The sequence below is a fragment of the Haloferula sp. BvORR071 genome (genome assembly GCF_000739615.1).
Classification (GTDB): Bacteria; Verrucomicrobiota; Verrucomicrobiia; order Verrucomicrobiales; family Akkermansiaceae; genus Haloferula.
On sequence record NZ_BATP01000023.1, the window covers coordinates 101,413 to 118,369 of the forward strand.

A 16,957-nucleotide genomic window follows, 5' to 3' on the forward strand; every position below is an offset into this window, starting at 1 on the left:
TGCTTTTCCTTATCTCACATGTACGACCGCAAGACTTGGATCGTTGTGATCGCCTGTAGCATCCTGCTCGCGACCAACATTTATTTCCAGAACAAGAACAAGGTTCTGGTGGAGCAGGACAACAAGGCGCGAGCTGCCGCGGAGGAATCCGCGAAGAAGGCAGCCGATGCCGCGAAGGGCCAAGCCCCGGGTCCCGACGGCCAGCCTGCGCCTGTGCCCGGCTTGGTCGAGGCTCCACCACCGGTGGAAGTAGTGGAGCAAACCGTGACCTTGGAAACTTCCGAGGCGAAGTTCGTCTTCACCAGCATCGGCGGTGGGATGAAGTATTCGGAGCTGAAGAATCAGACCCCGGGGGTCGAGGGACCGGTGCAGCTCAACCGCCATGGCTCCAATGCCGTGGGCGCACTCTCGGAAGGCTCGGATCGGGTTGAGGGTGGCAACTACGAATACGTGAGCGCCTCTTCCCAGCCGGGCAAGTCGGTCGTTTTCCGTGGCAAGCTGCCCTCCGGTCTGGTGGCGGAGAAGACCTGGTCCCTGCGTGAGACCGGCAACGAGGGCGACCCCTTCATGCTCGACTTCAAGGTGGAGCTGAAGAACGACAGCGGGAACTCGGTCAATCTGGACAACTACAGCGTCTTCCTCGGATCGGCCACGCCACTCGATAACGTGGAGCGCGGCGACCAGACCGGCTACGTGGTGAATGACGGCGACAGCTTCACCTTCCACTCCAGCACCGAGTTCGCAAAAGGCTGGTTCCGCCCGGCCAAGGACCAGATCACCACGCCCTTGGACAAAACGATCTACGCGGGTGTCTCCAATCAGTTCTTCACCACGGTGCTGAAGCCGACGGAGCAGGCAGGTTCCGTGGTCTGGAGCGCGATCGAAGAGCGCACGCTGGTGCAGGGCGCGCGTCCCGTGAAGGCAATCCGCGCCGGCTTGAGCCTGCCGAAGGCGACGCTGGCTCCCGCCGAGAAGCGCACGCTCACTTTCGAGGTTTTCACCGGTCCCAAGCAGAACCGCATCCTCCGCAAGATGGAGACCAAGTGGGGTTCGGAATGGGGCTCGCTGATGAACTACACCCCGAAGTTCGTCAGTCCCTTCAGCCGTTTCCTGAACTGGTCGCTGTGGTGGGTGCACTCCGCGATCACCAAGATCACGACAAAGTGGACCTGGGGTATCGCGGTGGTCGTCCTGACCATCCTCCTGCGCACGGCGATCTGGCCGCTCTACAACCGCTCCAACCGGACCATGAAGCGGATGTCCAAGCTCAAGCCGGAGATGGACAAGCTGCGGGAGAAGTATCCGGACGATCCGCAGAAGATGAACCAGGAGATGATGGGCCTGTACCGCAAGTACGGCATCAATCCCGTGGGTGGCTGTCTGCCGATGTTCGCGCAGATCCCGATCTTCCTGGGCTTCTACTCGATGCTGCTGCACGCGGTGGAGATGCGCGGCCAAGGCTTCCTGTGGGTGATGGACCTGTCGCAGCCTGACACCGTCTTCCACATCGGTGGAATTCCGATCAATCCGCTGCCGATCCTGATGGCGATCAGCAGCTTTGCGCAGATGGCGATGATGCCGAACACCGGCGGGGACAAGACGCAGATGGCGGTCATGAAGTTCATGCCCTTCATGTTCCTGTTCATCTGCTACAACTTCGCCTCGGCACTGGCGCTTTACTGGACGACCTCCAACCTGTTCTCCATCGGCCAGACTTGGCTGAGCAACCGCCTGCCGGAACCCGAGCTGAAGGCCAAGGCCGGTGCCGGCGGCAAGAGCATGATGCAGCGTTTGGCGGAAAAGGCTGAGGAAGCCCAAAAGATGAAGCAGGCCAAGGGCCGCGAGATCACCCCGGACGACGACGAGCCGAAGAAGCGCTCACCGCGGACGGGAGGCTGAGAAACACGCCCGCTACTGAATTCGAAAATAGGTCCTATAGGTCATATAGGACCTATTCTCTTTTCGGGGTGACGCCTATTTGTCACTACGGCGGATTGGACGAATCGCGCTTCCGGGCTAAGTTAGGCCGAATGGCTGCCGAAAGAAGAAACGTTCTGGGCGGGGTGTTGCAGCCCTGCTCGACCCAACCAATGACTGGTTTCTTTCGTGACGGCTGTTGCCGTACCGGCCGGGGTGACGTGGGCGTGCATGTGGTCTGCGCTCAGGTCACGGAAGAATTCCTGGCCTTTTCCAAGGGGCGCGGGAACGACCTTTCCACGCCACGGCCGGAGTTTGATTTCCCTGGCCTCAAGCCCGGCGACCGCTGGTGTCTTTGTGCGACCCGCTGGAAGGACGCGCTGGAAGCCGGCCACGCGCCACCGGTAGTGCTGGAGTCCACGCACGAGGCGGCGCTGGAGTTTGTGGACTTGGAGGATTTGCGGGCGCACGCGGCGCAGCGGTAGTCCGCTCAGTCCTCTGAGCGGACGACGCAGTTATGGTAGCGGCTGCAACCTGTGGTCCTCGAGTGGAGTCTGCCACACCGTACCTCGGCCGCTGGCTCAGGCCTGTCTCGGGGGCACTTGGTGTTGTCAGCCGAAAGAACTACTTCGTCCGCTCAGAGGACTGAGCGGACTACCTTTCGGCTCGCGCTGCGCCGCGGCTTCCCCCACCCTCCACGCTGATGATCGCACGATTGATCACCACTCTTTTCGCCTGCTTGACCGTTGGTGCCATTGCAGAGCAACTCCAGATCGAAGGATTGTCCCAGCCGGTAGAGGTCTCGCTGCCAAGCAACCACGACTCGTCGAAATCTTGGCCAGCGGTGTTCTTTTACCACGGGATGGGCGGACACCCGACGACGAACATGATCCGCTCCCAGACCGGTCCGAAGGACTGGATCGTGGTGGGTATGGCTTACACCAAGCCGGGCTCTTTCACCTTCACGCCGGAGAACGTCCAGAAGGAGCTGGCGATGATGCACAAGGTGCGCGACCAGCTCGCGCAGACCAAGGGCCTCGATCCGAAGCGGGTCTATGTCTCCGGCTTCAGCCTCGGCGGCTGGATGACGGACATGATCTTCCAGGCGGACCGCAGCGTGGCGGGCGCCGCGATTCTCGGTGCGGGGCACATGTATGAGGTGTCTCCGAAGCTGGCTCCCTTCCGGCCGGACACGCCGCTATTCATCGCAGTCGGCCGGCTAGACGGGAACTATCCCTTTGGGTTGAAGGCGCGGCTCTTCTACAACAAGCTGGGGGTGACCACACGGATGGAGACTTGGGAGAGGCAGGGGCATGCTTTTCCGGGCGGTGGCTCTCCGGGGCTAAGGGAGTGGTTCGCGCTGCGGAATGGCGGTGTTCCCGATACCGCGGCGCTGCAGGCGGACTACGCGAAGATCTGCAAGCTGGCCCCGCTGGCGCAGTGGCGGGCCTTGCTGGAGTTCCGCGAGCGGCCCTATGCGAATGTGCCGGGGCAGACGTGGCCGGAGACCACCAAGGTGAAGATCGCCGAGCTGGAGGCGATGCCGGAGGTCGCGGAGGAAGCGAAGGCCTACAAGCGGCACCGGCAGCTGTTGGCGGATGAGATCCAAGCGGAGACTCTGACCGACCTGACAAAGGTGCAGAAGGGCTACGAGGCGCTGGTGCCGGAAGCGGGCAACGGCGAGGAGGTGGGTTTGATCGTGGAGGATCTAAAGCGCGTGACGGGTTTGGTGGAGCGATTCGAGCAGCAGAAGGCAGAGCGCGAGGCGCAGAAGCCCAAGCCGATCGAGCCGAACATGCCGAAGTCGGATCATGGGATACCGAGGAATCCGTTGGTGAAGTGGAACCGCTGACCAAAGACATCTCCCAACTGGCAATCGCCGAGATCGTCGAGGGCTGGCGCTCCGTCGTCGAAAGCCTCCGTCCCGATGCGATGTGGATCAGCTCGCACCTGCCGGTGGCCAGTGCCGACGACATGATCGGAACGGATGTGAATGCCGCGTGGTTCTTCGATGGCAAGGAAGTCTCACCGCGGCAGCCGGTGGACTTCATCCGCTTCATTGCTGTGCAAAGCGGGGGCTTCTGGCATTCGGGCACGATGCCACCGCCAGCGGCAGTTTTTAATGCGGGATCGAATGGAGGACGCCACGAAATCGGATTGGCGCATTTCTGCCACCTTGAGGGCCGCGAAGATCATCTGCTGATCGAAACGATCTTCGGCGGCCGCTACGGACGCGGAGTGCTCTATCGGATCGAGGACGCGAAGCTGGTGGAAGGGGCGATGACTTGGATCTCTTGAGACGTTTTCTTCCGTCCCGGAGGGACAGCCACCAGATCTGCTTCAACCGAAGAACAGAGGAGGGCTGTGCGGACCACCTTCTTTGTCCCACACGGCGTGTGCGAACTACGTCGACCTATGCGGACCACTTCACGACGATCCCGCTTCCCAGAGCCGGAACAAATGTCCAAGGATCGACGAATCGTGAGCCGAACCCGATGGCGGATGACGATTCTCCCGCTGCTGGCGGGGGCCGGCTGTTTTGCGGCCGGATGGGCCACGCATGGCAACCCGGAGCAACCCCAAGCCATAACACCAGCGGCGGAAGGGAAATCGAAGACCCGCCCCTCTTCACCACTGCAAGGCCACGGTGACGAGCTCTTGGTCGCTTGGGCCGCACGGGTGGAGGCGGCTGGCAATGGCGAGTTGGAGTCCTTGGCCCTTGACTTGGCGGCGGAACCGCGTGGCAGGGATCTTAGCTTTTGGATGCCCTTGCTAGCACGGTGGTCGGAGGTGGATGGCGCGGGGATGATCCACTTCCTCGAAACCAAGGCACCTACCTCCTTACGGTCGAATCTGCTGCCGCATGCTTGGTTTGCTTGGGGTGTGGCGGACCCAGACAAGGCCTTCGCGGCGGGCCGGAACCTCAAGGCGGAGTGGGTCTGCAAGCTTCTGGAAGGAGTGGCGGAAACCGATCCGAAGAAGGCCGCGGATTTCGTCTACAAGGTTCCGGAGCCACATTATGCCGTCTATGCGATCTCCCGGCTGCTGGTGGCGAAGGCCCCGGAGCTTGCCGAGGGACTGCTGTCGCGGGCCATGTATGACGGCGCACGCTGGGGGATTCAGGACGCGATGATGCGGCAGCTTGCTGCCAGCGATCCGGCCGAGGCGATCACCTATGCGCGCCGTTGCGGAATCATTGGTTACGATCCGGTTCCGAATGTCATCGCCATGATCGCGTCGGCAGATCCGGCCAAGGCCATCGAGCAAATCGAAGCGATGCCCTCTAGCCGCGCAAAGGCACTTTCCTCTGTCAGGCTCGCGGCGGCGTGGGCCACGCAAGACCCGGACAAGGCGACTGCCTGGGCACGTGATAATCTAAACGGACCGGCGCTGCACTATTCCTTGGTGGCCGTGGCTTCCGCGACCGGACGTCAGGATCCGGAGAAAGCCTTCGACCTTCTGTTAGAGGCGGGGCCCGAGGCAGGCGGTGATTTCTTCAAGGTGACCGACTACTCGATCGAACCCAGCGAGGTGAGAGCGATGCCGGATATCCACAAGATCTCCGTCGATCTGCTACGGCAGATGAAAGAGACGAATGCGGAAAACGCCCGCCGTTTTGTCAGCCGGAAGCTTGGTGGAGACAAGTGGAGTTCCTGGGCAAAGGAGGCCGGGATCGAACCATGAAAGCCCCTGCCCTCATCCTTGGTGCCTGCACCATCGGCTTGCTTGCCGGATGGAGCAGCGCGGCGCTTTTCGAAGCGAGGTCGACTGCAAGACCGCAAGCCGCTTCATCTTCCGCCCCGGAGTCCTCCAAGCCGGAGCCAAGGCGCAGCATCCCCCGGGAAAGGACTCACCTCGATACAGTGCAGGACTGCCAAGAGATGCTGGCAGCGGCCGCGACCGACGACGGAATGCATCCTCTCCTGCGTCAGTTCGATCGCCGGCGGGCCCTGCGGCGCTGGATCGAACTCGATCCCGAGGGTGCCCTGACTGAGGCGGAGCGAAGTTCGGAGAGCTCCTTTGCGCGGGATTTGTTCCGCGAATGGGTGGCCATGGACCCACGGGCGGCGCTCGCGGCCCTGAAGCAGACCCGGCGGGATGTGGCTGGCTCCGTGGCACAGGAGTTCTTTGTCACGCTGATGGCCACGGATCCGGCCCTTGCGGTGGCGGAATTGAAGGACGAGCGCTGGAAAAAGAAAAACGGGGACATCCTGGGCTGGGGTTTCCATTCCGAAATCGGTCTCCAGTGGTTCCTGTCCGACCCCTCGGCAGCCATCGCCTTCTTGGAAAATCCCGGCTCCTCGTATGATCAAAAGCAGATCCAGACGGCGATTCTCAGCGAATTGGCGAAGACCGACTTTGCGACCGCATGGAAGCATGTCGTGGGCGAGGCTGAGAAGGACGAGAAGCGGATCTCAAACGAAAGCGACAAAATCCTGGCAATGGGGCTGCTCTCGGAAGACCCGGGGGCCCTGAAGGTCCTTGAGGGCCTTTCCGTGAAGCTTTCCGGCGAGCTGGATGACGTGAACCCGCGCGGGGATACGGCCAAGGAGATGGTGAAGGAGGATCTCGACAAAGCGATGGCCTGGGCGCGCTCGCGGCCGGAGGACGATCCAATGCGGCGAGACATCCTGGCCTATGCGGCGGACCGGCTTGCCACCAGCGAGCCACGGCAGGCACTGGCGATGCTGAAGGAAGCACCGGGTGCCCTTCACGATTGGGAAGAGGGCTCCGTTTTGCGCGAGGGCCTCGCGACGATTGCGGGTGAAAATCCCGAGGAGGCAGTGGATACGATCGCAGGCCTCCCGCCCGGGCAGCGCAAGGAAGGGATGTGCGGGTACCTGACCCGGATGTTTGTCGCCGATCCCGAGGCGATGATGGCGCAGTGCCGTCTCTGGTTGGAAGATCCCGAGTTGAAGGGCAGTCTGCCGGGAGCATTCGCCACGGCATTTTCATGGAGCCACGGGTCCGGGGTCCGCGATCCCGCTGCGATCCTGGAGGCGATTCCCGAACTGAATTCAGCGGTGAATGGCGACGTGCTCGCCACTTGGGCGAAGGCGGATCCCGAAGCCGCGGCCGGGTGGATCTCCGCGCATCCCGAACAAAAAGGGCTCGGATTGAAGCAGGAGGGCTTCTTCGCGGAGCTTGCCATTACGCGCCCGGATTTCACGGCGGGTTGGGTGCTCACGCTGCCCAATGCCGAGATGCAGGCCGAAGCGGCGCGGACGCTTACCTCCAACTGGGGCACCTTCGATTCCGCAGCGGCGCAGGCTTGGACGGAGGAGCTGCCGGAGGGGAAGATGCGGGAGGCCGCTGAGGAAGGGATGAAGAAGGCGGCGGGCTTGCTTCCGAAGGCCAATGATCCTTTCGGGGGCGATCCGTTTTCAGGGAGCGGATTTTGAGGCAGCCGGGGCCACTGGGAGGCACCGGGTGATCGTCGGCCACTCGTCCACACAGAGGACTGTGCGGACTACTTAGTCCATCAGCTCCGGATAGTACTGCTTCGCCATGCCCATGGTCGCATCCATGATCTCCTGGCTGATGCCGGTCTTCAGCGCCTCAGCGGCCATGGCGGCGCACTCGGCGTGGCTGAGAGCGCGGATGGCGCGACGGACGCGCGGGACCTGGTGGGGGCCGACGGAGAGTTCTTCGACGCCGAGGCCTAACAGCAACGGCGTGAGCCGGATGTCGCCGGCCATTTCACCGCAGACGCCGGTCCAGATGCCGGCATTCGCCGCAGCATCCACAGTCTGCTTGATGAGGCGGACGACGGCGGGGTGGGTCGGGCGGTAGAGATCGGCGACGTGGTGGTTCACCCGGTCCACCGCGACGGTGTACTGGATGAGGTCATTGGTGCCGATCGAGAAGAAGTCGACCTCCGGTGCAATCAGGTCGGCGATGACGGCGGCGCTGGGGACCTCGATCATCACACCGGTCTCCAGCTTCTCGTCGAAGGGGATGCCCTGCTTGGCGAGCTCGTCCATGCAGTCTCTAAGGTGCTCTTTGGCGCGGCGGACTTCGCCGAGGCCGGAGACCAAGGGGAACATGACGGCCAGCTTGCCGTGGGCGCTGGCGCGGAGAATCGCACGGAGCTGTTCCTTGAACATGCCGGGCCGGTCCAGGGAAACGCGGATGCCCCGCCAGCCGAGGAAGGGATTCGGCTCGGGCTCGGTGAGCGGCTCGATCGGCAGCTTGTCACCGCCGGCATCCAGGGTGCGGATGATGACCGGGTGCGGAGCGAGGGTGGAGGCCAGCTTGGTGTAGGCCGCCGCCTGCTCGATTTCGTCCGGCATTTCCTCGCCGTCCAGCAGTAGGAACTCGGTGCGGTAGAGACCTACGCCCTTCGCTCCGCTGTTCACCACCAGCTGGAGTTCGTCGATGAACTCGATGTTCGAGGACAGGGTGATCGTCCGGCCGTCGGTAGTGGCGGTGGCGGCATCGCGCTGGGACTCCAGATCCTGGCGGACCTTTTCCTTGCGCTCCTGCAGCTCGCGGTAGCGGCTCAGGGTGTCCTCGGTGGGGTTGAGGATCAGCTTCCCGGAGTAGCCGTCGAGGATCGCCGGGGTGAGGGTGCGGATGTCGAGCACCGCGTCCTCAATCCCGACGATGGCGGGCAGGCCCAGCGAGCGGGCCAGAATGCCGGAGTGGGAATTGACGCTGCCCAGCTCGGTGGCGAAGCCGAGAACGTGGTTGCGATCCAGCGCGGCGGTGTCCGAGGGCGTGAGATCGTAGGCAACGAGGATGTGCTTCTCCTCCGGCGCGGTGTGACGGATGACCTCCTCCGCGCGGAAATTCCGCAGGACCCGCTGGCAGACGTCCTCCAGATCCACGGTGCGCTCGCGGAGATAGGGGTCCGGCACCCGGCGCATGGCCTCCAGGAAGTGCTGCATGACCGCGTAGAAGGCGAATTCCGCATTCTGGCGGCGGGATTTGATCGCATCTGCCACCCGGTCGAGCATCGCGCGGTCCTCCAGCACCATCAGGTGAGCCTCGAAAATGCGGCTCTCCTCCTCCCCCGAGAGGGACTTGATCGTCTGTTGGAGCTGGTCGAGCTGGGCCTTGGTTTCCTCTAGGGCGAGGCGGAAGCGCTCCTGCTCGACGGGAATCTCGGACTCGGAAATGTGATAGACTTCCGGAGCGGAAAAGCCGCGGGCGACGACGTGCACGGGAGCAATACCGATCCCGGGCGAGACCGGAGTCCCCTGGAGCACGGTTTCCTGCGGCGCGACTTTGGACATCCCTTGGGCAGCATGCTGTGGGGGACCGGGATCGCTTCAAAGAACAAAAATTGGAGTGGGCGGCCCTAGGGCCTTTTTCCCATGATGAAAAATCCACTTGGAACCGGAGCGAAACTGCTCCTACGCTCCGCCCGTCCCGACGACACCATGCCGATGGCGCAACGCGAATTCACCATTCAGAACAAACTCGGCATCCATGCCCGTCCTGCCGCTCAATTCGTGAAGACGGCGAGCCGGTTTTCCTCGGAGGTCCGGGTCGAGAAGGATGGCGAGGAAGTGGACGGCAAAAGCATCATGGGTCTCATGATGCTGGCCGCCGGCCATGGCTCCGTAATCAGCATCGCTGCGGAGGGATCCGACGCGGATGCCGCGCTGGACGCGCTGGCGGACCTGATCGGACGGAAGTTCGAGGAGGAGTGAGGTTTCCCGAAGGGGAAATCATCAATCACCAATCTTCCTATCATCAATCGGACTGCGCGCTACCGCGCGGCCGTTGATGAGCAGCGACCTTATTGTCGCTGGCTACGTCCAAGCGAAGCAGCTCCTGGGGACCGCCTTGGGGACAGGAATGCCCCCGCTCCTTATACTTCACCCGCCATGTGCCGGAGCAGGCGCTGGTTGAACTCGTCCGCCATGTTGTAGCCGAGGCGGCGGAGCTGCTGGTCGAGGGCAGCAATGGCCACCATCCGGGCAGTATCGCGGCCGGGAGCCACCGGGACTTCGACGTGCGGGACCTGCTGACCGAGGATTTCGTACGATTTCGGCTGGAGGCCGAGGCGGTCGATCTCGTTCTGGTCGGCGTAGGCGATGAGGGTGACGACGAGGTCGAGGCGCTTTTCCGGACGGATCGAGGCGAGGCCGTAGAGGTTGGCGACGTTGACGATGCCGATGCCGCGGATTTCGAGGTAGCCGCGGGAAAGCGCCGGGGCGGAGGCGGTAAGTTCGCCATTGGCCAGCTTGATGCGGACCATGTCATCGGCGACGAGCGCCCCCCCCTTTTCGATCAGACCGATCGCGGTCTCGCTCTTGCCGGCACCGGACTTGCCAATGATCAGGACGCCGATGCCGCGGAGGTCGACCATGCAGCCATGCATGGTGACGTTCGGGGCGAATTCATTCTCCAGCCGCAAGGTGGCTGCATTCAGGAACTTCATGGTCACCAGGGTGGTGCCGAAGACCGGAATGCGGTGCTCCGCCGCGATCTGCATGTGCTCTTCCGAAAGCGCGGCGCCGCGGGAAACGACGATGCCGGGAATGTCCCGTTCGCACATGCGGCGGAAGCGCTCGCTGCTCATCTGCGGGGTGAGCTTCTTGAGGTAGGAGATCTCGGAGTTGCCGAGGACCTGGATGCGCTTCTTGGCGAAGTAGCTGAAGAAACCCGCGAGGGCGAGGCCGGGACGGTTCGGGGCGGGCTCGCTGATCGGGCGCTCGAAGCCGTGTTTTTCCCCTAGCAGGGTCATGGATAGAGCCCCGGCATGGCGCTCGAAAAACTCTCCAATCGTGATCGAGGCCGTTTGCTTGACGCGGGGTGTCATCCGCCGCTGACCCTAGCAAAACGCAGGGCCTGATGGCGATGGGAAAAGGTGTCCTGCCTGATCAAGATGAAGGAACTAGAAGCTCGCAGAGAGACCGAGCGACACGACATCGCCGGAGCCAGAGGCCTGGCCGCGGAAGCTGCCAAGGGCGGCGGAGCCCTCGCTGATGAAGACATCGTCGGCGAAGATGTGGGCGTAGCCGGCATCCAGGGTCCAGCAGGGGCTCAGCTCCCAGGAGAAGCCGAGGGTCAGCCAGAGGCGGTCGGCATCGGGGATGCGCAGGGTGATGTTGCTCTCCGGAATCGGGCTGCGGTCGTAGGCGACGCCGGCGCGGAAGGTCCAAGTCTCGGTGGCGCGCCAAGTAGTGCCGAGAGCGAAGCGCCAGGAGTTCTTCCAGTTCTCCGGCGAGGCGGGCGGCTGGGCCGGGGCACCGACGATGAAGGGCGCGAGCTGTTGGAATTTACTCCAGTTCGTCCACATCACGTCGCCATGGATCGACCAGTCGCCGATGTCTTGGACAGCGCTGACCTCAACGCTATCCGGCAGTTCGGTGGCGAGGCTGGCGGGGCCGTTGAAGGCGGGAAGCACGGAAACAGCACGGCCTTCCAGCTCGATGTCGATGGCCGAGCGGTAGTGCACCCCGATGCGGGTGTGTTCCCACGGCTTGAAGAGGACTCCTGCGTTAAAGCCGTAGCCCCAGTCATCGCCCGCGAGGTCCAGCAATGGCCTCACTCCGCCGAGAGAGGAGGTCAGCGTACCATCGGCGTAGAGGGCATCGAAGCCTGCACCGATCGACCACTGCTCGTTGATTTCCCAAGCGAGCGAGGGATTCAGGTTGAAGGAAACCAGCTGGCTAAAGTCCCCCAGACTGCTGGCGGAGAAGCCGACCGGGTAATTCGATTCCAGCCCGAAGGTGGTGTAGCTGCCGAAGCCGAGGACGAACTGCTCGTTCAGGCGCTTGGCGAGGTAGAAGTAAGGTAGGGCCGCGTTCTCGGAGACATTTCCGCCGATGGCGGGCACGGTAAGCCCCGGCGGAGCTGGTGAAGGCGGATCAAAGCGGCCATTGACCTCCACATTCGGAAAAATTCCGCTCACCCCGCCGGAGAAGGACCATTCGCCCGGCAGCAGGATCATCCCGGCGGGATTCGAGGCGATAACCGAGGCGTCATCGCCCATCGCAGCCTCGCCAGAGAAGGCGCGACCGAGGCCGGAGGCGGAGCGTTCCTGGAGCTGGAATCCGGCGGCGGAAACCGCATGCGCGGTGGCCAAGAGAAAGAACAGAAAGCGGACAGTCATCAGGAGGTGTCGCGTTGACGCGATCCCCCGCTGGATAACCGGACATACGTAAAAATGCGAGGTCTAAATGAAGGGCCGATTTTGGGAGGGTGATGCCATAACTCCCGACCCAACAAAGGTCAGAGGCTCAGGCGTCGCGGTGGACCGTATCCGGCGCGAAAGCAGGCAGGCAGACGGCGATGTATTCCGCGCCGCCCTCCTCCGGGGTGCTGTAGCGGACCCACTCGCCGCCGCGGGTGATGACCGCTTGGCCAGCCCGGACTTCGAGGGTGCCATCCTTCGACTCGACGTGCAGACAGCCGCGCAGGACCACGGTGTATTCGTCGAATTCCGGGGTCTGGCTAGGCTCCAGCCAGCCGCTGGGGCTGGTCATGCGAGCGACACTGAGGGCGGCGTCCCCGGAGTTCACGCGGCCGATGAATTCCTCGATCTTCTTAGGCGGGTGGCCGGCGGCTTCAATGATGGTGGGGGCGGGAATCAGGTGGGGCATGGCCGGATTCTCCGCGGCGAAAGGCGGGGAGGCAATATTGACATCCGCCGGAGGGCTGCTCCTTTCGGCCCATGTCTGCTCCCGATCTCCGTGATCCGGTCGGCCGCGTGCGCGTGGCGGGTATGGTGGAAGGCACGTCCTTCCTGATTCTCTTGGTCTTCGCCGTGGTGAAGCGCCTCCCTACCCTGTCCCCGGAATGGAACGAAATCGGCCGGATGGGCGTGCGGATCGTGGGAATCACCCATGGCGTGCTGCTGATGGTCTTCCTGCTGATGCTTTTCCAAGCCTGGGGCAGCCGGGCGCTGAGCGGAAGGCAGTGCGGCATGGCCTTCCTCGCCTCGCTGCTGCCCTTCGGGCCCTTCGTGATCGACCGGAAACTTGCGGTTGCAGAAAGCACTGCTTCACGGACCGAGGATGCGGCGGATTGACAGGGCCGCGGTGCGCGCCAAGTCTCCCCCCGCCATGCCCGCCGCTCCCTCTGACGTCCAAGCCCCGCCCGCCGATGCCCTGACCAGCCCCACGGGCTTGGCCTCGAAAGTCATCCAAGCCGGCAGTGGCACCGAGAAGCCAGGCCCGGCCGATACCGTGACCGTCCACTACTCCGGCTGGACCACGGATGGCCGCCAATTCGACAGCTCGGTGGACCGCGGCAAGACGATTTCCTTTGGCCTCGATCAGGTGATCAAGGGCTGGACCGAGGGTCTGCAGCTGATGGTCACCGGGGAGAAGCGCCGCTTCTGGATCCCCGCGAATCTCGCCTATGGGGAAAATCCGCGCGCTGGCGCACCGAAGGGCATGCTGATTTTCGACGTCGAACTCTTCGACATCAAGAAGGCCCCGGAACCGCCACCGGTGCCGGAAGACGTGGCCGCAGTGCCGGCCGATGCGACCACCACCGCCAGCGGATTGGCCTCAAAGGTCCTCTCGCCCGGCAACGGCAGCCGCCACCCGAAGGCCACCGACCGCGTGGAGGTCCACTACTCCGGCTGGACGACCGATGGCCAACTTTTCGACAGCTCGGTAGTCCGCGGCGAGTCGATCGACTTCCCGCTGAACGGCGTGATCCCCGGCTGGACCGAGGGCGTGCAGCTCATGGTCGGCGGCGAAAAACGGCGCTTTTGGATTCCGGCGAATCTGGCATACGGTAACAACCCGCCTCCGGGTGCGCCCGCCGGGATGCTGGTCTTCGACGTGGAACTCATCGACATTCTCTAATCTCCCATCATGCCTGAATCCTTCGACAACGTCTCCGTTTCCACCAAGGCCAACGTCTATTTCGACGGCAAGGTGGTCTCCCACAGCCTGATCCTCGCCGACGGGCGCAAGAAGTCGCTGGGATTGATTTTCCCCGGTGAATACCACTTCGGCACCGGCGATCCGGAGGTGATGGAAATCACCACGGGCGCCTGCGAGGTGGTGCTCGACGGCACGACCGAGACCCTCAGCGTCGCCGCCGGCTCGTCCTTCGACGTCGCTGGCAACAGTGGCTTCACGATCCGCGTGACGGATTCGCCCTGCGAATACATCTGCTCCTTCGGCACGCCCTGATTCAGGCTGCCGGCGAGCCAACCAGCTCCCGCCATGTCCTTGCTCCGCTCCCTGTTATTCCTGCCGGTGGTGATGCTCGCGTCCTGCGCGATGCATCTGCCGGAGCCGGAGGAATTTGCCACACGGAATGTCACCCGCAGCATGCCGATGGCGGCGGAGAGCGAGGGCGTGGACATTTACCTGCTCTCGGACAATCTGCACACCGGGCTGGTCTTTGACCTGCCTTGGTTGATGCAGAACGGCTACGTGCCGCCACCGGAGATCGCGGCGATGCCCAAGATCAAGCAGGTGACGATGAGCTGGGGCGAGAAGACCGCCTACATCCAGAAACAGTGGCTCAATCCGGCTCAGGTTTTCAAAGCACTGTGCACGCCATCCGACTCGGTGATGGAGATCATCCCGATCGACTGGAAGGTGAATGAGGTCTGCCACCACCAGACTGGCTACGTCGCCAAGGTGGACCGCTCGCGCGGCCGCGACCTTGCAGCCTTCCTGAATGCCTGCGCGGACAAGGGTCCGGATGGCAAGCCGATCACCGTCGCCCCATCGAGCTGGGGGCAGGGCCGTCTGATCCAGTGCCCGGACAATTACTCCTACTATTTCCCTCGTATTTGCAACGTGTGGACCGCTCAGGCGCTGAGCCATTGCGGATTCGACGTGACCACCCCGGGGGCAGTCTCCGCAAGCGGTCTAGTGCGCCAGGCGAAGCAGCCGAAGAACGGCTTCGTGAAGGCTTGGGAAGGGGACGGCAAGGGCGGGGATTGAGCCAGGTAGCGGAGCGGCTGCGCCGCTCCGGCTGGGGCAATCCTCCCTAACGAAACCCGTAGTGATCTACGGGTAAAATCAGACCAAGGCCTGCTTGCGCACGGCGGTGATGGTCATCTCCCGGGTGCCCGCCGGGGTTTCCCACGAAATGCGCTCGCCAATGCGGCGGCCTAGCACGGCAAGGCCGATAGGCATGAGCACGGAGATCAGGTCCTGATCGAGATCAGCCTCGGCAGGCATGACAATTTCAGGCTTGTACCAATCCCGCGAATCAAGCGGCGAGACCAAGGTGAGGCGGTCGCCGAGGGCGACGCAGCACTCCAGTTCGGAGAGGTTTGGGGTGGATTTGGTTTCCTCAAGCACAGCACGCAAGGCGTTCTGCTGCTCCGGTGTCGGTCGCGGGGAAGACGTGGATTCAAGGAGGTTTTCGAGGCGCGAAAAGTCGGCCCCGTTCAACATACGTGGGTTCATAACAATACTAGGTTGATGCCCGGACGACTAACAAGCCGTGGGCAAGTTTGCTTCCAAGGGACTTGGGAAACGGACAGCCGCGGGAAATGAATTCCCTTCAAAGAGGCTGTCCGATCAGGCCCGGAAGGCCGCCATGCGATGGCCACACCATCCCTGCAGGCGCTTCGCCGCGGGGCGAATGCCGTTGCCGGTTTTGATGGTGGATGCCGCTTGCATGGACGACGCTAGAATACCGCACTTTTCTAACGGAGCAACTCGAAAGATGACGGGCGCTTTCCAAACACCTCCTGTGAAGCCGTGATGAATTCGCGGTGAGGAACATCAATGGGCTTTGAGACGAAGCATCGGGAGAAGCATGATCCCGCGAATGATTCGCCGCTTGTTCACGGGATCGCGCCTGGCGGCGTACGGCAGCTTCGCGATCTGGTTCCTGCTATGGAGACCCTTCCATGATGGGATCCTGCGTTACGGCTTGATCGCGGCGATAACCGTGGTGTGGGCGGGCTTGCTGAACCTCGCATGGAAGCGCCGCGGCTGGCGGATCGCAGTCTTGCTGTTGCCTTTGCTGATGGCTCTACCCTTCGTCTTGCCCGGACGCACGCTCGACCAGCAGCGTTTGCGCGAGCGCTATCTGGAATCGATGAAATCCTTTGACGGGACGAAATACGTCTGGGGTGGCGAGAACCGTCGCGGCATCGATTGCTCGGGCCTGCCGCGAGCGGGACTTCGCAGCGCCTTGGCGGATCAAGCCCTTCTGGGGAATGGCCACGCGGCACGGCTGTGGCTGGAGCAGTGGTGGTTCGACACCAGTGCCAAGGCGATGGCGGAAAACTACCGCGGCTTCACGCGGGACCTCGGCATCGGCGGCGATATGCGGAAGCTGGATCTCGCGCAAATCCAAGCGGGCGACCTGGCGGTGACGATGGATCGCCGCCACGTGATGATCTACTTGGGCGGCGGCGAGTGGATCCAAGCGGACCCGGGCCCGGGCAAGGTCTTTACCTCACACGCCGGCTCGGAACTGAGCTTCTATCTGTCCTCCCACGTGACGCTCTGCCGCTGGACGGCACTGGAGGATCACGGATAAACCTGCTTCAGCTCCTTGGCCTTGGCGAGGTCGCGCGGGGTGATCATCTCGCGGTCGAGCGGGAGATTCCCCTGCCCTTCGATCGCTTCGATCACCGGCTTGTAGCGCTGCCAATCGAGCTCGCCGAGTTTCACCACATTGCCGAGTTCCTCGCCGGTGGCGGCCTTCCAGCCACGGAAGATCAGCTCGGAGCAGTAGATTGCCTCGGAGTCGAAGCGGTAGCGGGGATCGTAGGGCTTGCCGAGGTCCTTCCGCATAGCGCTGAGCGCAGCGGGGACGTGCTTGCGGGTGGAATCGTCGAGGCGATAGGCCCAGAACTTCTGCTCGCGGCCGCGGCTAGTGTAGTCGTCAAGGGCAGTCTCCTTCACTGGGCCGATGGCCTCGATGACCTTCCAGTCGCCGCCATCCTTGAAGACCATGCCGCAGTGGGAATAAGGCGAACCGGTGGAGCCTTCGATGGCGTCCACGAGGTCCATGCCGGGCTCATTCGGCAGGGACTGGAAGAGGATGTCGCCCTCCATGGGCTGGTAGGCGGTGGGCCTGTTGCCACTGCAAGCGGGAAGGGCGAGGGCCAGGAGGGCAAGCCAGCGGTACATGGGGACAGTGTAGG

General features: G+C 63.1%; 18 protein-coding genes. 12 read left to right on the forward strand and 6 right to left on the reverse strand.

Annotated elements, in window-relative coordinates; translation table 11 throughout:
* The first annotated feature begins 18 nt into the window (after positions 1 to 18).
* The 6 genes from yidC to BV071_RS12355 all read left to right on the forward strand — a co-directional run bounded on the left by yidC (position 19) and on the right by BV071_RS12355 (position 7,319).
* Complete coding sequence (gene yidC / locus BV071_RS12330; protein WP_035607187.1) at positions 19 to 1,899, forward strand: membrane protein insertase YidC; 1,881 nt, start codon at positions 19 to 21, stop codon at positions 1,897 to 1,899.
* Between the two features lie 131 nt (positions 1,900 to 2,030).
* Positions 2,031 to 2,402, forward strand: a complete 372-nt coding sequence (locus BV071_RS12335; protein WP_035607194.1) for a DUF2237 domain-containing protein — start codon at positions 2,031 to 2,033, stop codon at positions 2,400 to 2,402.
* Between the two features lie 218 nt (positions 2,403 to 2,620).
* Entirely contained in the window at positions 2,621 to 3,769 is a 1,149-nt protein-coding gene (locus BV071_RS12340; protein WP_035607196.1) for an alpha/beta hydrolase, read from the forward strand.
* The gene (locus BV071_RS12345; RefSeq protein WP_035607199.1) at positions 3,757 to 4,215 is read left to right on the forward strand and encodes a hypothetical protein; all 459 of its coding nucleotides are present in this window, start codon (positions 3,757 to 3,759) and stop codon (positions 4,213 to 4,215) included. Before BV071_RS12340 ends, BV071_RS12345 begins: the two co-directional genes overlap by 13 nt.
* 183 nt (positions 4,216 to 4,398) lie before the next feature.
* Positions 4,399 to 5,601 carry a hypothetical protein gene (locus BV071_RS12350; protein WP_265594364.1) on the forward strand — a complete coding sequence of 401 codons (1,203 nt, stop codon included), beginning with the start codon at positions 4,399 to 4,401 and terminating at the stop codon, positions 5,599 to 5,601.
* Positions 5,598 to 7,319 (forward strand): hypothetical protein, encoded by a 1,722-nt coding sequence (locus tag BV071_RS12355; RefSeq protein ID WP_265594365.1) that lies wholly within the window; start codon positions 5,598 to 5,600, stop codon positions 7,317 to 7,319. The genes BV071_RS12350 and BV071_RS12355 overlap by 4 nt, the downstream gene beginning before the upstream one ends.
* A gap of 72 nt (positions 7,320 to 7,391) precedes the next feature.
* Here BV071_RS12355 and ptsP read toward each other — a convergent pair whose 3' ends face one another.
* Positions 7,392 to 9,155, reverse strand: a complete 1,764-nt coding sequence (gene ptsP / locus BV071_RS12360) for a phosphoenolpyruvate--protein phosphotransferase (protein WP_035607204.1) — start codon at positions 9,153 to 9,155, stop codon at positions 7,392 to 7,394.
* A 153-nt stretch (positions 9,156 to 9,308) separates the two neighbouring features.
* On the opposite strand from ptsP, the gene BV071_RS12365 reads away from it, so the two are divergent.
* Entirely contained in the window at positions 9,309 to 9,575 is a 267-nt protein-coding gene (locus BV071_RS12365; RefSeq protein WP_035607630.1) for an HPr family phosphocarrier protein, read from the forward strand.
* 161 nt (positions 9,576 to 9,736) lie between these two features.
* Here the strand turns inward: BV071_RS12365 and hprK are convergent, their stop codons facing one another.
* From hprK to BV071_RS12380, 3 genes are all read right to left on the reverse strand, one after another.
* Positions 9,737 to 10,690 carry an HPr(Ser) kinase/phosphatase gene (hprK, locus tag BV071_RS12370; protein ID WP_035607213.1) on the reverse strand — a complete coding sequence of 318 codons (954 nt, stop codon included), beginning with the start codon at positions 10,688 to 10,690 and terminating at the stop codon, positions 9,737 to 9,739.
* Positions 10,691 to 10,765: 75 nt separating this feature from the next.
* Positions 10,766 to 11,986, reverse strand: coding sequence for an outer membrane protein transport protein (locus tag BV071_RS12375; protein ID WP_052573255.1), 1,221 nt, complete (start codon positions 11,984 to 11,986; stop codon positions 10,766 to 10,768).
* 127 nt (positions 11,987 to 12,113) lie between these two features.
* Positions 12,114 to 12,476, reverse strand: coding sequence for a cupin (locus BV071_RS12380; protein WP_035607220.1), 363 nt, complete (start codon positions 12,474 to 12,476; stop codon positions 12,114 to 12,116).
* A 71-nt stretch (positions 12,477 to 12,547) separates the two neighbouring features.
* On the opposite strand from BV071_RS12380, the gene BV071_RS12385 reads away from it, so the two are divergent.
* From BV071_RS12385 to BV071_RS12400, 4 genes are read left to right on the forward strand one after another with little or no spacing between them, the layout of a single operon-like run.
* Entirely contained in the window at positions 12,548 to 12,904 is a 357-nt protein-coding gene (locus BV071_RS12385) for a DUF3817 domain-containing protein (protein WP_035607223.1), read from the forward strand.
* A 34-nt stretch (positions 12,905 to 12,938) separates the two neighbouring features.
* The gene (locus BV071_RS12390; protein WP_265594367.1) at positions 12,939 to 13,691 is read left to right on the forward strand and encodes an FKBP-type peptidyl-prolyl cis-trans isomerase; all 753 of its coding nucleotides are present in this window, start codon (positions 12,939 to 12,941) and stop codon (positions 13,689 to 13,691) included.
* Between the two features lie 9 nt (positions 13,692 to 13,700).
* Positions 13,701 to 14,024 (forward strand): pyrimidine/purine nucleoside phosphorylase, encoded by a 324-nt coding sequence (locus BV071_RS12395; RefSeq protein ID WP_035607226.1) that lies wholly within the window; start codon positions 13,701 to 13,703, stop codon positions 14,022 to 14,024.
* A gap of 33 nt (positions 14,025 to 14,057) precedes the next feature.
* Entirely contained in the window at positions 14,058 to 14,789 is a 732-nt protein-coding gene (locus BV071_RS12400) for a DUF2459 domain-containing protein (protein WP_035607228.1), read from the forward strand.
* Positions 14,790 to 14,867: 78 nt separating this feature from the next.
* Here BV071_RS12400 and BV071_RS12405 read toward each other — a convergent pair whose 3' ends face one another.
* On the reverse strand, positions 14,868 to 15,260 hold the full coding sequence (locus BV071_RS12405) for a GreA/GreB family elongation factor (RefSeq protein WP_081885955.1): 393 nt from the start codon (positions 15,258 to 15,260) through the stop codon (positions 14,868 to 14,870).
* Positions 15,261 to 15,627: 367 nt separating this feature from the next.
* On the opposite strand from BV071_RS12405, the gene BV071_RS12410 reads away from it, so the two are divergent.
* Positions 15,628 to 16,347, forward strand: a complete 720-nt coding sequence (locus BV071_RS12410) for an NlpC/P60 family protein (protein ID WP_035607238.1) — start codon at positions 15,628 to 15,630, stop codon at positions 16,345 to 16,347.
* Here BV071_RS12410 and BV071_RS12415 read toward each other — a convergent pair.
* The gene (locus BV071_RS12415; RefSeq protein ID WP_035607241.1) at positions 16,338 to 16,943 is read right to left on the reverse strand and encodes a YiiX/YebB-like N1pC/P60 family cysteine hydrolase; all 606 of its coding nucleotides are present in this window, start codon (positions 16,941 to 16,943) and stop codon (positions 16,338 to 16,340) included. The genes BV071_RS12410 and BV071_RS12415 overlap by 10 nt on opposite strands.
* Positions 16,944 to 16,957: the final 14 nt, after the last annotated feature.